This window comes from Faecalicoccus acidiformans (assembly GCF_014202635.1).
Classification (GTDB): Bacteria; Bacillota_I; Bacilli_A; order Erysipelotrichales; family Erysipelotrichaceae; genus Faecalicoccus; species Faecalicoccus acidiformans.
This window is the reverse complement of sequence record NZ_JACHHD010000024.1, coordinates 1-13,164: the sequence shown is the minus strand read 5'-3', so window position 1 is coordinate 13,164 and position 13,164 is coordinate 1. Positions and strand designations below refer to the sequence as shown.

The 13,164-nt window shown below is 30.7% G+C and carries 12 protein-coding genes; 3 read left to right on the top strand and 9 right to left on the bottom strand.

The window, feature by feature from the left end:
• The first annotated feature begins 66 nt into the window (after positions 1-66).
• Together HNQ43_RS08925 and HNQ43_RS08920 are read left to right on the top strand one after the other, a co-directional pair.
• Positions 67-513 (top strand): transposase, encoded by a 447-nt coding sequence (locus HNQ43_RS08925; protein ID WP_183376935.1) that lies wholly within the window; start codon positions 67-69, stop codon positions 511-513.
• On the top strand, positions 500-1,036 hold the full coding sequence (locus tag HNQ43_RS08920) for a transposase (RefSeq protein WP_244957067.1): 537 nt from the start codon (positions 500-502) through the stop codon (positions 1,034-1,036). The genes HNQ43_RS08925 and HNQ43_RS08920 overlap by 14 nt, the downstream gene beginning before the upstream one ends.
• A 171-nt stretch (positions 1,037-1,207) precedes the next feature.
• Here the strand turns inward: HNQ43_RS08920 and HNQ43_RS08915 are convergent, their stop codons facing one another.
• The 9 genes from HNQ43_RS08915 to HNQ43_RS08875 form a co-directional block, all read right to left on the bottom strand.
• Entirely contained in the window at positions 1,208-2,308 is a 1,101-nt protein-coding gene (locus HNQ43_RS08915; protein ID WP_183376933.1) for a Coenzyme F420 hydrogenase/dehydrogenase, beta subunit C-terminal domain, read from the bottom strand.
• The gene (locus HNQ43_RS08910) at positions 2,292-3,833 is read right to left on the bottom strand and encodes an oligosaccharide flippase family protein (RefSeq protein ID WP_183376931.1); all 1,542 of its coding nucleotides are present in this window, start codon (positions 3,831-3,833) and stop codon (positions 2,292-2,294) included. The genes HNQ43_RS08915 and HNQ43_RS08910 overlap by 17 nt, the downstream gene beginning before the upstream one ends.
• 30 nt (positions 3,834-3,863) lie before the next feature.
• Entirely contained in the window at positions 3,864-4,994 is a 1,131-nt protein-coding gene (locus tag HNQ43_RS08905) for a polysaccharide pyruvyl transferase family protein (RefSeq protein ID WP_183376929.1), read from the bottom strand.
• Positions 4,991-6,139, bottom strand: a complete 1,149-nt coding sequence (locus HNQ43_RS08900) for an O-antigen ligase family protein (protein WP_183376927.1) — start codon at positions 6,137-6,139, stop codon at positions 4,991-4,993. The genes HNQ43_RS08905 and HNQ43_RS08900 overlap by 4 nt, the downstream gene beginning before the upstream one ends.
• The gene (locus HNQ43_RS08895) at positions 6,136-7,122 is read right to left on the bottom strand and encodes a glycosyltransferase family 2 protein (RefSeq protein WP_183376925.1); all 987 of its coding nucleotides are present in this window, start codon (positions 7,120-7,122) and stop codon (positions 6,136-6,138) included. Before HNQ43_RS08895 ends, HNQ43_RS08900 begins: the two co-directional genes overlap by 4 nt.
• Before the next feature lie 72 nt (positions 7,123-7,194).
• Entirely contained in the window at positions 7,195-8,214 is a 1,020-nt protein-coding gene (locus tag HNQ43_RS08890; protein WP_183376923.1) for a glycosyltransferase family 2 protein, read from the bottom strand.
• 445 nt (positions 8,215-8,659) lie between these two features.
• Positions 8,660-9,742 (bottom strand): glycosyltransferase family 4 protein, encoded by a 1,083-nt coding sequence (locus HNQ43_RS08885; protein WP_183376921.1) that lies wholly within the window; start codon positions 9,740-9,742, stop codon positions 8,660-8,662.
• Between the two features lie 87 nt (positions 9,743-9,829).
• The gene (locus HNQ43_RS08880) at positions 9,830-10,576 is read right to left on the bottom strand and encodes a WecB/TagA/CpsF family glycosyltransferase (RefSeq protein ID WP_183376919.1); all 747 of its coding nucleotides are present in this window, start codon (positions 10,574-10,576) and stop codon (positions 9,830-9,832) included.
• Positions 10,563-12,233, bottom strand: coding sequence for a phospho-sugar mutase (locus HNQ43_RS08875; RefSeq protein ID WP_183376917.1), 1,671 nt, complete (start codon positions 12,231-12,233; stop codon positions 10,563-10,565). The genes HNQ43_RS08880 and HNQ43_RS08875 overlap by 14 nt, the downstream gene beginning before the upstream one ends.
• A gap of 256 nt (positions 12,234-12,489) precedes the next feature.
• Between HNQ43_RS08875 and HNQ43_RS08870 the strand changes: the two genes are divergently transcribed.
• On the top strand, positions 12,490-13,071 hold the full coding sequence (locus tag HNQ43_RS08870; RefSeq protein WP_183376915.1) for an IS110 family transposase: 582 nt from the start codon (positions 12,490-12,492) through the stop codon (positions 13,069-13,071).
• Positions 13,072-13,164 lie beyond the last annotated feature (93 nt).

The window sequence follows — 13,164 nt, the reverse complement described above, 5'->3', positions numbered from 1 at the left end:
CCTGGTACAATTTAGAGCGAAATGGTGGTCCATTTATTGCGAAACACTGGTTCAAATTAAAACGAAATGTTGGCTTTATCACAACGAAATAATCACTTTTCTTCCGTCGCTAAACATCATCATATTTCTGTGACCCAAACCCAGGAAATATTTGATCGTTTTGTGCAGATTTCCAGACAACCCCTTTCCAAAGTCCTGTGCATGGACGAAGTTTATACCCAGACCAGTCGGAAAAACAAATATTCTTGTCTGATCCTTGATTTTCTGACAAATCGTCTCTTAGATATCGTATATGATAGAAAAAAGTATTCTCTTCTCAACTATTTTGAGAGAATACCGAAAGAAGAACGAAATCGAGTCGAATTTGTCATCATCGACATGTATGAGACCTACCGCACCGTCGTTTATAGGAGACTACCCAATGCCAAAATCGCTGTTGACTCTTTCCATGTGATCAAGAATTTTAAATCAGGCGGTTCGGAATGTTCGAATACGCATTATGAAACGATTTGATAAAAAATCTGATGAATATTATCTTCTAAAAAAGTTCAGCTGGTTACTGGAAGCAAGTGATGTCAGAGAAAATCGATCAAAATTCAATAAAAGATTAAGACGTTATATCATTTATCCTCAAATATTGGATCTTATATTGAAGATCTCGCCGGAATTAGAGAATGCATATAAACTAAAGAAGAAATATGCACATCTTAATCGCTATACAAGATATGACGAAGCTGACAAGAAACTATGGATTTTCATTGATGAAATGAAAGGTTCGCCTTGCCCAGAAATCCAAAAAATGCGTAAAACTCTTATACACTGGTTTGAAGAGATCAAGAACTCTTTCATCATTAACGGAAAGCGATTATCCAACGGAATCATGGAATCAAGAAACGGCATAGCCAAGGAAATCAAGAATAATGCGAACGGTTATCGAAACTTCGCTAGATACAGGAATCGATGTTTATATGTAATGAATCCTGACATCACCCCTAATCTAGCAGGATGTACAAAAGATTTACGTATGCACAATTAAAAAGGGTATATATTGAATATGTGAGCATCCAAAAAGGGATGGACCCCGCTCTACATGAAAGTGGGGATTCCATCCCTATTTTCTTGACCCTACGATTTCGTAAAGGATAGTTCACACATCAGAAACCCTACGATTTCTGAATGCGTACATTGTGTGAAACCCTACCTTATCTTAAAGCACCCTTATTTTTATTCTTTTTAATAAATTCTTTATTGCTGTCTTTGGATAACATCTAAAAATAAGTTGTTTAAATGAGCGACCTTTTTCTACGCCATCCCAAAAAATATCGTATCTTTTTGGCTTGATAGTAGGATGCTGTAATTGATGATTTGATAAAATTGCTTTTTCTAAATCAACGTCCATTATACAAATTCTACTCTTTTTAATAAGCTCTATACCTTTTGTGGTTTGGCACAATATTAATGAAATTCCTTTTTTTTGCTCATCAATACATAGCTCACTTCCCCATGAATCCCCAATGGTAATATCACCGGGCCTTGCAATTTGAGCAAATTTACACTTAAAACAGTTCTCTGTATAACTGATGCCAGACAAAAAAGTCATCATATAACTATCTAATAAAAGAATCGGTTCGACTTCCCTATTCTCTATGGACAATCCAAAAGTCATTTTATTACGAAAACTAATATTATTGACCGTTTCGAAATTTATATCACATTCCAACAAAAACTTTTCTAACATTTTTGGGGACGGAGAGCCATGACAAATCAAATCAATAGTGTACAATGATTCTAAATTCTTTTGTCCAACAAAATTTTTTACGGCTTGTACTTGACATGGCAAACCAATAAACAATACTTTTTCATTCTCGTTTAGATGAGATAACACTCGAGAATATATTTTCTCCGGATCACTTTTGACATACTTAGATCCTTGCATACTTAAAATATCTTCCTCTGTCCTTAATCTATCAAAACAAAATTTACTATTTTTAAATATACAAGCGTAAACTATGCCACCATCTTCTAAAAAATCTAATGCTATTGAAGTTGCTATCCCCCCAGAGGAAGCCTTAGATCTAATCGTATCATCCTGACTCCAACCTTGTTTCCACACTTTTGGAGCTAATAATCCATTATGATTTATTGAAGGACATACATTGTGACACAGATTACATTCTATACATTTATTTTTATCGATAACGGCTTCAAATAAGGAAAGCCTATCTTTAACAGAAATACATGACACAGGACATTTTTCGATGCATGCTTTGCACGCTGTACATTCTCCCTTATTACATACTGTTTCCATTTTTTCTCCTCACTATCATCGTTTTAACCTTTTTCTTTTCCCGACTATTTAATAACAGAATAAAAACCATCAAATATCCAATAACTCCACAAGAGCCACAAACTATCAAAAAAGTAATCCATGAATCAATCATTACAAATGATTTAACCAAATAAAAACTACCATAAACAATCAATGAAACCAATATGGCTTTCAATAAAGCAGGAAAAAATGACAACAATGGTAGATTCAATACATATGCAGAGTACAGAGGAGTAACCAACAAATAGCGTATTATAAGAAAAAACGAACTTGTTCCCGCAATAATATATAGTGGATTAATATTTGTAATATTTAATAAAACAAATTCCACAACAATACTCATTACGCTAAAGAATAATGTTATAAGTACAGACCCTTTTATTTTATTAGTTAATGTATTTGCATAATACAAACCTTCTACATATGCATTTACCAAAAGAGGCAAAAGCGATAAAACGGATAACGTTTGAATCAAATCAATTTCAGATAAACTTCTCTCAGGGAGCCACAATGAATAAAACTCATTTCCAAAGACAATAAACCCAACAAGTGGGACTATCATTAATAAAGATAAAAATCTAATAGTGAATAAGAAGCCGTCTTTAAGATCATCAAATTTACCCTCAGCATATAATTTTGCAAGTTCTGGATTAAAAACACTAGTAATAGTCGTAGTGATTTGTACTAAGACATTCGGAATAGTCTTTGAAACTGATAAAACTCCTGTAGCATTTGCGCCGACAAATAAATTTGCAATCAATAAATCTAGACCGGTCTGTAAAATTTTATTAAAACTTTCAACACTAACCCATACGCCACTTTTGACAATACGAATAACTTTTTCCCATCTGAGTTTATTTTTTTTTACTGATAGCTCCGGGCAAAGAGATTTTGTCACCTTCATTTGTAATAACATCATAGAAAATGTAGCTATTAATGCAGCCAAAGAATAATACCACATATGAGCTTGGAATAAAACAAATGCAAATATCATCACAAATACTCTTACTAAAGCTGAAACCATCTGAGTAATTGAGTTTTTATAAAGTTTATTTTTAATAAATGCCGCAATACCAAATACCACCGCTAATAAAGATACTATAGTATTTATACAAGAAAAAATAATAGTTATCTGTACATCCTCTATTAAATTATATGGAATATTTAATAAACTAGTTACATTTATCAATAAAACAATCATCGCAAAAAAGACCAATAAAGATAATACTACATTTGCAAAAAACACTGATGAAAAATACTCTTCTGCCTCCTCTTTCTTTGATTTATGATATGAAAGAGTAATATATCGACCAGCCATCGAATTTAAGGCAATTGTAATAATGTTAATATAGCTCACAAAATTGTTTATCAGTCCAATAAAACCATAAGCTTCTGTTCCTAATTTTTCTAAAACATAAGGTGTTAAGAAAAAATTGATTATCATATTAGAGCAAAACACTATTAACTGACAAATTAAATTAATAATAAAAAATCTGTCTTTCATATAGTTCCCTCCAATTAAAGTGTTGGTTAATTAATTCACAAATTTAGATAAATATCTTATCGCATTGTTCTTAGCTAACTTTCTTATAGAATCTACCCTATCGTAATCTATATTGTATAAGACCTTAGAAATTTCATCTAAGTTTGAAAGCCGGCGATCTTCTAAACCCAAGTCACTTAACAAGCTCTCTAGTTTTTCTTGGTTAGAACTATCTGATTGTCCAGAAGTTCTAACAATAGTTAAAAATTGTTTATGATTAATAACAGAAAAAATAGTTCCGTGAAAAGTATCTGTAAAAATGTAGTCAGAATTTTTAAAATACCCCATCACCTCATCAGGTTTACAACAAATATAATTATCACATTTATATTGTGGTTCTCCCAATGCGATAACTTTTTTGTTATGCGAATGAGCAAATTCAAGAATTGCATTACATTCTTCTTTTGTGAAACGATAGGTATAACCATATAAAATGACATATCCTTTTTCCTGAGGGACAAAATTAAATAGATTCTCAATATTGCCAACTAACACCGGATCCAAATGTAAAAAAGGTTTCTTGTTCGAAATGGATTGAACAATTTTAAATGAGTTATGATCTCTAACTGAAACTGCTTGCATTTTATTTAATAAAATTCCTAATTCATCTGCAATACCATAATGATTTATTTTCGTCATAGTTGTACTTCCAAAGGATGCTGCGTAAGTAATAATCTTTTTTGCCTTGTTATCTTTCCCAAACAATTCAAGTGAATATCCAACATTATTCCCAAACTGAGTACAATTAAACACTTCATCGCTCCCAATAATTAATACATCGACCTTACATCGATAATGATATTTATTTGATACACCTAACATATCGTTACATGATGAGAATATTAGTTGTTTTTTTATTATATCCTTTGAACTAGAATGTTCTTTAAGAAAATAAAAAAGTTGACTTCCTATTTTTGTGCCTCTAATTATTTTCATTATGGATTTTTTCTTACATTGAATTAAACTGTATAAATCGCCTCTATGTTCCACATCAGGATCAATTTTAAAATCAACAAAAATGACTTCATGTCCCAACGATTCAATTATCATTTTCAAACTCAATGCTTGCAAAAAAGAACCATAATTCGGTATTCTGTGCATTGTCATTATTCCTACTCTCATAAACTACTGTCGTCCTCCTTTTCTCCATCTATACTGCATCCCTGGTTATTTGTAATAGCATATATTATTGCGATTGCAATGATAAATTGAGTTGACAGATTAATCTCAACAGCGGATCCTATCAACATTGCATAAATATACATTATTAGACCATAAACTCTTTCTAACATTTTGTGATTTAAGCTCAAGTATACCATTGTAAAATAGATCACAGTTCCTAAAATACCCGCCTGAGTAATGATGTGGAATAAACCATTTTGTGCATTCCCATAACCCAACGTATCTCTATAAATATCAGTATTATGACCATAACCATAAATTGGGCTTTTTTCTACAAGATCCATTGTTGCATTATACAATTGTGTTCGACCGGTCAAATTTGGAGATTTATGCAAAACATTTACCACAAAACTTACTATTAAGGGATTCGTAAAGAGATGAAAAGGGCCCCAGATTAAAAAATTCTCTAATATCAAAGAACCTATGAAAGTTGAACCTTTTTCCATGAATTTTCTAATTTTTTTTGGGAATAACATCATCATGAGGATAGAAAGAGCAATAATTATTCCCGTTGTACAATGAACAATCATAGAAACAATGGCAGAATAGATTATCAATAGAGGAGAATAATACTTTTTTTTAGAAAAAAAATACTTAACATAAATTAGGCTTCCAAATAAACAATGATAATAGGATACTAAAAATTTATTTCCTATTAAATATGTTTCGTTAGGATCAGTAAAATCATATGGAATTAACAAAAATAAGCTATCATTTACTATCAAGCAAATCAAAAAGATAATACATAGTAGTGTAATGAGTCTTTCTACTCCATGTTGTTTCACCATTCCTAAAAACACACCAAAAAAAGTTACATATTGCATAATTAACATAAACGCAGAAATAACCCATGTTAAACTAAAAGTATTTACTAGAGTTGAAAAGCATAAAACCGCAGCATATAACACTAACAAAATAGGTATTATCTTCATCCCTACTATTACTTTTCTGTAGCGATACAACAAATATAATGTAACTACATATCTAAATACCAAAAACACTGTCCTTGGAATAAACGAAAACTGAAGTAAAGCCAACATCATGAGAATGACATCAATACTATGAGCATTAATCTTAAATTTCATAAATACCCCCTTCTAGATAATGATTTTTTTAGAATTATAAACACATGATATAGGTTTAAATACACAAATGAAAGTTTTATTTTCTTCTTTATACATATACCTTCAGTAAAAAGAAATGTCCAATAACCTTCGTTAAATTTTCTTTTGAACTCTTTATAATCTGACTCATATTTTTTCTTTACTTCTAAATCTGCTGATAATGATTGAAGAAGTGCCCCACACACCTGAGTATTATAAATTTTGTTCTGCTTTAGAAACTGAGGATATGATTGAGAAATAAATTGTTCAGTGTTAACACAATTTATATAGCTATCATATTGTCGTCGATTATATTCAGATTTACTAATACTATTCTTCCTATAAATGTAATGATAAAAGGGGGTTCCTACATGAACAACTCCATTAGAAATATCTAACATTTGAAAGATTATTGCCGCATCTTCACTAATTTTGCCTTCTGGATATCTGATACTATCAAATAAAAATTTTCTATAGATTTTATCCCAGGCTGCAACATCAATATCCCTTAATAAAAGAACTTCTTCTATTGCTTGTTCACGAGAATAAACTTTTTCTTTTTTTAATGAGAATTCAATTTTCTCTTTTTCTCCCCATAAATCTATCACTCTTCCACATACAGCTATATCTTTCCCAGTATTCTCCAATGCTTCTATCATAGTTAAAAACATATTAAAATCAATATAATCATCGCTATCAATAAAACTTATATACTCCCCTGTTGCTATTTCTATTCCTGCATTTCTTGCAGATGATAAACCACCATTTTCCTTATGAATCACTTTAACTTTTTCATATTGGTGATCATATTCATCACAAATATGTCCACTATTATCCGTGGAACCATCATCTACCAATATAAGTTCAAAATCTTTAAATGTTTGGCTAAGTATAGAATTAATACATTTTTTTAAATAATTCTCTACATTGTACACTGGAACAACTACTGACAATTTGGTTCTCATGTGTTTCCCTCTGCTTTCTATTATCAATCTATAAAAACTTATTGAACTTCTCTGATTAAAGAGATGTATGTTTTAAAATATCCCTCTTTCAGCAAAAAAAAGTAAAAATCTATTCAAATCATAAGAGACCAATTTTAAAAACATAGCTTGTTTAAAACCTAATTTTTCAATAGGATAATTAGAAATAATATTTTGGACCAGTGAATCTCGACAAATACTGGATATATTTTTAAGTCTATCTTTCTTCGCCAAACTAGATATCTTCGATTGTTCTTGACTTATACACATTTTTAAATAAATAAAAAACATCTTATCCAAGCGCAAAAATGTAGACTGTGAATAATGTAATTGTTCTAATTTTTCATGCATATATAAATAAAATTTTTTACATGCATCAAATCTATCCTCTCTATAACTGGTGGTTAAAGAATGCATATTAAGCCGATAATTGTACCCTAAAGAATTAATCACACATGCTCCATTCGCATGTTGCAAATAATCAATATTAAATACCAAGTCTTCAGATATATACTCTTTTTCTGACTGAAATTTTAAATTATTATTTCTGATAGGAGACATATTATATATAGAACCACATACAGACATTTCAAAACTATCATGATATGAAGGTGAACTTCCAATCAAACGAGGAAGAAAGTGAGATTTGGCATAGTTCCCTGAAAACACCTGATAATTATAATCTATTCTATTAATGACTTCACCATCATCATTCACTCTTTTAAATCCGCCTTTACATAAATCAACGGCATTATCTTTTAAATATTTATACAATGTCTCGATACAATCAAAATCTAAGTAATCATCTGAATCAAGAAACATGACATAATCGGTATTGACATATTCTAATCCTGTATTCCTTGCTAATCCTAATCCTTCATTTTTTTTATGAATTACTCTAAAATTAGAATATAATGATGCATACTCTTCGCATATATCTCCACTAGTATCAGAGGATCCATCATCTATCATTATAACCTCAAAATCCGTAAGAGTTTGAGATAACAAGCTATTTAAACATTGTCTTAAATACTTTTCCACATTGTAAACTGGTACCACTACACTTAACAACATTCTCTCACCTCAACTATCTACAATAAATTTATTTTAACACTCTGGTAAATGATTACTTGATTATCCAGGAGTTTTCAAATAATCAATACTATTATTCTGCTATTAAACTAAGTATTGATTCGGTAATAAGAAATATTAGATGATTTCTCTAAGTTTCAGCCATAGAAAAACTAACCTTCAACCCGGCTATATGGAAAACTACACTTTCCAATTTTTGCTTCTAATAAACATAGGATCACTTTCATAAATGACTACTAGACATTTTATTCCGCACTGAATTTCTAAAAAAGTTATAGCATAATACAAACATTTAAAAGTTTTAGAATTCTATTTCCTAAACTCTTTTTATGATTTTCCCTTTGCTACATACAATTCCTCGCTTCATCGTATAAAATAAATAATCGTATATAATAAATAGATATATAATCTACTCACAAAAATAATGCTAAAAATTTTGATAAAACGTTAAATATTTTAAGGACATTCTCTCAAAAGAAAACTTTTCTAAGTACGTCTTCATCGCATTTTTCTCTAATTCTTGTTTGATTTCTTGATGTTCCAATAAATAGCAAATTTTACTTGCCAATTCCTTTACATTTCTAGGCTCAACTAAATATCCATTAATACCATCAGAAATTATTTCTGGTGTACCGTCTACTCGAGTTCCTATTACAGTTCTCCCTACAGAAAACGCCTCAATTGGAGTTAATGGTAGCCCTTCCCATAAAGAGCTTAAAACTACAAAATCCATCTGAGAAATAACATTTTGAATATCATCGCGATATCCCATGAAAACAATATTTTTAGAAATCCCCTTTTCCTCAGCTAATTGTATTAAAGATTCTTTCAGTTTGCCTTCTCCGACCAAAAAAAATACAACATTCGAATGTTTTTGAAGAACTATTTGAGCCGCTCTAATAAAATAACTCATCCCTTTTTGTTCAGAAAGCCGCCCTATATTTCCCACTAGAGCTTTCCCAGATGATCTAGCATCATTCAAAATTCTAATATGTTTTTGTAATCCATTAAATGGTTTAACGGAATTATGTATAATATGAATCATTGTTGAATCAATTCCATAAAAGTTTTTCAAATTATCAGAAACTACATTTCCAACTGGTATGATTTGCGTATTTTTATACGCAAAACGAGTCAGAATTTTTTTATCGAAGAAAGTATTGTGTACACTAGCAATTTTTACAATATTATTACAGTTAATGAATTGAGCATAGAATGCCGCCATTCTATGGTGAGAATGTATAATATTTATTTTTTCATCTTTGACAATTCTTTTAATATTTAAAATACAATTAACAATATCACATGGTTTTTTTGAAGCGATGTCCGGGATTGTATAATGTTTTATTCCGTTTTCTTTTAAAAATACTTCGTGAACTCCTCCTGATGAGCATACAACAATTTTATTTACATGATTTTTTAATATTTCACACAATTGTAAAACTACATTCTCAGTCCCGCCAAGTCCCATAGTTCTCACTATAAATAAAACATTTTTATCTTTTAGCATTTCTTAAACCTTCTAACATTTTCTCGTATTTTTATCATCATTATCTAAATTATGTAAAAAATCGTTTACATAATTATATGGAACTATTTAATCTTTATATTTACGATATAAATAGAAAATTTTCATATCATCAACAAAATAACGTTTAAAAAGTCTTTTGGGTTCCTTAAGAAACCGATAAAACCATTCCATTCCAATATTACTAATCCATTTAGGGGCTCGCTTTATAGTTCCTGCTTCAAAATCAATTGTTGCCCCGACAGCTAAAGAAACACAAGCCTCATATTTATTAATATTTTTTGCAATAAACATTTCTTGTTTTGGAGATCCCAAACAAACTAATAGAATGTCTGGAGAAAGATTATTAATCATTTCATTTATTCTATTAACTTCTTTAAGATTTTTTTCAAATCCAAATGGCGGGGAATAAACACCAACAATATTAATACCAGGATATTTTAATTCCATATTCATTTTTGCTTTTTCAGCTACGCCTTCTTTACCTCCAAGCAAAAAAACAGTATAACCTTTTTTTGCAGCTAATCTAAAAATATTTGGAGATAAATCCGAACCTGAAATTTTTTCTTTTATTGGAGTTTTTATTTTTTTTGAAATCCAAATCAACGGTTTTCCATCTGTAACAATTAAATCAGCATTTTCTACGATTTTTTGGAATTGAACATCTTTTTCCATACGAACAATAAAATCCACATTAGGAGTTACAACATATCCTTTTTTTTTATGCTGAATCATTGTATCAATATATTCAACCGCTTCACTCATAGTAACATTATCTATATAAGTATTTAAAAATTTTATTCTATTTTTTGGCATTTAAAAATTCCTCCATTTGTGAAACTAATTCTCTTGATCTGCAAAAGAAATAGAATTTCATCTTTGGTTCTGTACCGCTAGGCCGTATAGCTACCCATTCATTATTCTTAAAATAGAATTTTAATACATTAGATGAAGGAAAACTTATATTTGAAGACGTATCGCTTTCTATATGAATCCCATTTAAATAGTCGTCTTTGGCTATAATTTTACAGTTGCCTATTTCACTCAGTTTAGGATTGCGAAAATCATCCATAATCTCTTTCATTCTGTCTTGTCCTGATTCTCCAGGCATTTCAAATGAAAGTTGATAATCATAATAGTGTCCATATTCATCATATATATTGTTTAGAACATCAATTAATGATTTGTTTTGCTTTTTATAATATGCAACCATTTCTGAGATTAGCAAACATGCTTGGAGACCATCTTTGTCTCTATTAATATCGCTAATTAAATAGCCATAACTTTCTTCGAAAGCGAATAGAAACTCTTTCCCATTAATTTTCTTTTCATGTTCAATTTTTTCACCAATATATTTAAATCCTGTTAATGTTTTTTCAATTTGAATATTGTTTTTTTTACAAATAATATCTCCTAAACTTGAAGTTACGATTGTGTTATATACTACAAAATTTTTGTTTATTAGTTCTTTTTTTCTTTGGCCAATTAAATAGTTTAGAAGAATTATCCCAATTTGATTTCCAGAAAGATGATAGTACGAATCACCATATCTTATCATTGCTCCCGCTCTATCTCCATCGGGATCAGTACACAATATCAAATCTGCGTTGATGGATTTTGCAGTTTTTAAAGCTTCATCAAATGCTACAGGATTCTCTGGATTAGGATCTTTAGTATAGGAAAAATCTGGGTCGATTTCACATTGACTAATGACTGGAGTAATGGAATATCCTGCTTTTTTCATAAGCTTCATCATTGGAAAATAGCCTGTTCCATGCTGCGATGAATAAACAATTTTAGTATCGCTTTTATCAATTTCTGAATGCATTTGTATTTTTAATACATCTTCATAATATGATTCTTCAATATCTTGAGGAACAATTCCAATATAATCTGAGCATTCTTGATTGCTACCAAGTTGTATTGATAACTCATCAGAAACAGAATTAATTTCCAATGAAATAGAATCCGTAATTTTAGGAACACACTGACAACCGGTATAATCATAAATTTTATATCCATTATATTTAGGGGGATTATGACTAGCTGTAATCACAACACCTCCAAATGCATTCATTTTTCTAATTGCGTAACTTAGCATAGGCGTTGGGCGTAATGAATCAAAGATATAAGATGGAATATGATGCTTTGCCAAAACCTTCGCAGTTTCCAATGCGAACTCTTTGGACATATGTCTATTATCATAGGCAATTATTACACCTTTAGTATAGTTTCCTTCTCCTTGTTTAATTAACCATCGTGAATATCCTTCAGTAGCTTTTCTTACTGTATATATATTTAACCGATTGGTACCTGGTTCTAACAGAGCTCTTAATCCTCCTGTCCCAAAAGTCAAATTTTTACTGAAAGCATCTGCCAACTCTTCTCTTGTCATATTTTCCATCAAAATTTGTAATTTTGGTTCAAGCTTATCGAAATTCTTCCAACGGTAGTAATTATTTTCCCAGTCCATTAAAATACTTGTATGATACAAATGTACCTTGTCACACATTTATATCAATTTCCTTTCTAACCTTTTGTACTATATAGATGAAACCTTAATACTCTGATTGATTTATGTGGTTTTATCTACTTTGAGGAGAGTGAATCTATAGGATCTTATTTCATCTGTTGATAGCTGGATAGGTTTTGATATCTTTATGTCTCGCAAGGTTACAGGATAAGACCGCTATAGAATGACAAGGTTTCTAGAAAGGCGGTCTTTTCTTATGACCATTCTGTTTTGCGGCATCGACGTGGCCAAGTTTGAACACGTCGCCAGTATCTATGATCCATCCACAGGTGAGATCATTCTCGATTCAGTTCATTTCTCTAATGACGATAAAGGCTTCAAAACGTTATTAGAGACTCTGAAGAAGAACAAGAATCATGAGATATTGGTCGGTTTTGAGTCTACCGGTCACTATCATCAGACCTTGTTCCATTTTCTAACTGTTCATCATTTTAAGTGTTATCTTATCAATCCTTACATGACAAACAAGTTTAGATCCATCTCATTACGTGACACCAAAAACGATAATATCGATTCTCGTGCCATCGCTCATTTCTTATCGTTTGAGTACAGAAATCTCATTGATGAAGAATATCAAGTTAATGAGTTAAAAGAATTGGCTAAGGAAAGAAGTTTTCTCATGACAGATTCATCCAAGATGAAGATCAAGCTTAAGTCTTACCTTGACCGTGTGTTCCCAGAACTCGAAAAAATCGTCGATGTACATACTAAGGCTATCAGGGCCATCCTAAAGGAATTTCCAACTGCCAGAGATATAGCTAACACACGGATCGATTGATTGAAGAATATTGCATCCAATGCCTCACAAGGTAGATACAGTCCTTCTAAAATCAAACTCATGAAGGAAACAGCTAAATCATCTGTTGGCATC

Coding starts and splice junctions, on each gene's coding strand:
- HNQ43_RS08900 (WP_183376927.1), bottom strand. CDS start 6,139: ATGAAATTTAAGATTAATGCTCATAGTATTGATGTCATTCTCATGATG.
- HNQ43_RS08895 (WP_183376925.1), bottom strand. CDS start 7,122: ATGAGAACCAAATTGTCAGTAGTTGTTCCAGTGTACAATGTAGAGAAT.
- HNQ43_RS08890 (WP_183376923.1), bottom strand. CDS start 8,214: ATGTTGTTAAGTGTAGTGGTACCAGTTTACAATGTGGAAAAGTATTTA.
- HNQ43_RS08920 (WP_244957067.1), top strand. CDS start 500: ATGAAACGATTTGATAAAAAATCTGATGAATATTATCTTCTAAAAAAG.
- HNQ43_RS08925 (WP_183376935.1), top strand. CDS start 67: ATGTTGGCTTTATCACAACGAAATAATCACTTTTCTTCCGTCGCTAAA.
- HNQ43_RS08875 (WP_183376917.1), bottom strand. CDS start 12,233: ATGGACTGGGAAAATAATTACTACCGTTGGAAGAATTTCGATAAGCTT.
- HNQ43_RS08905 (WP_183376929.1), bottom strand. CDS start 4,994: ATGAGAGTAGGAATAATGACAATGCACAGAATACCGAATTATGGTTCT.
- HNQ43_RS08880 (WP_183376919.1), bottom strand. CDS start 10,576: ATGCCAAAAAATAGAATAAAATTTTTAAATACTTATATAGATAATGTT.
- HNQ43_RS08870 (WP_183376915.1), top strand. CDS start 12,490: ATGACCATTCTGTTTTGCGGCATCGACGTGGCCAAGTTTGAACACGTC.
- HNQ43_RS08885 (WP_183376921.1), bottom strand. CDS start 9,742: ATGCTAAAAGATAAAAATGTTTTATTTATAGTGAGAACTATGGGACTT.
- HNQ43_RS08915 (WP_183376933.1), bottom strand. CDS start 2,308: ATGGAAACAGTATGTAATAAGGGAGAATGTACAGCGTGCAAAGCATGC.
- HNQ43_RS08910 (WP_183376931.1), bottom strand. CDS start 3,833: ATGAAAGACAGATTTTTTATTATTAATTTAATTTGTCAGTTAATAGTG.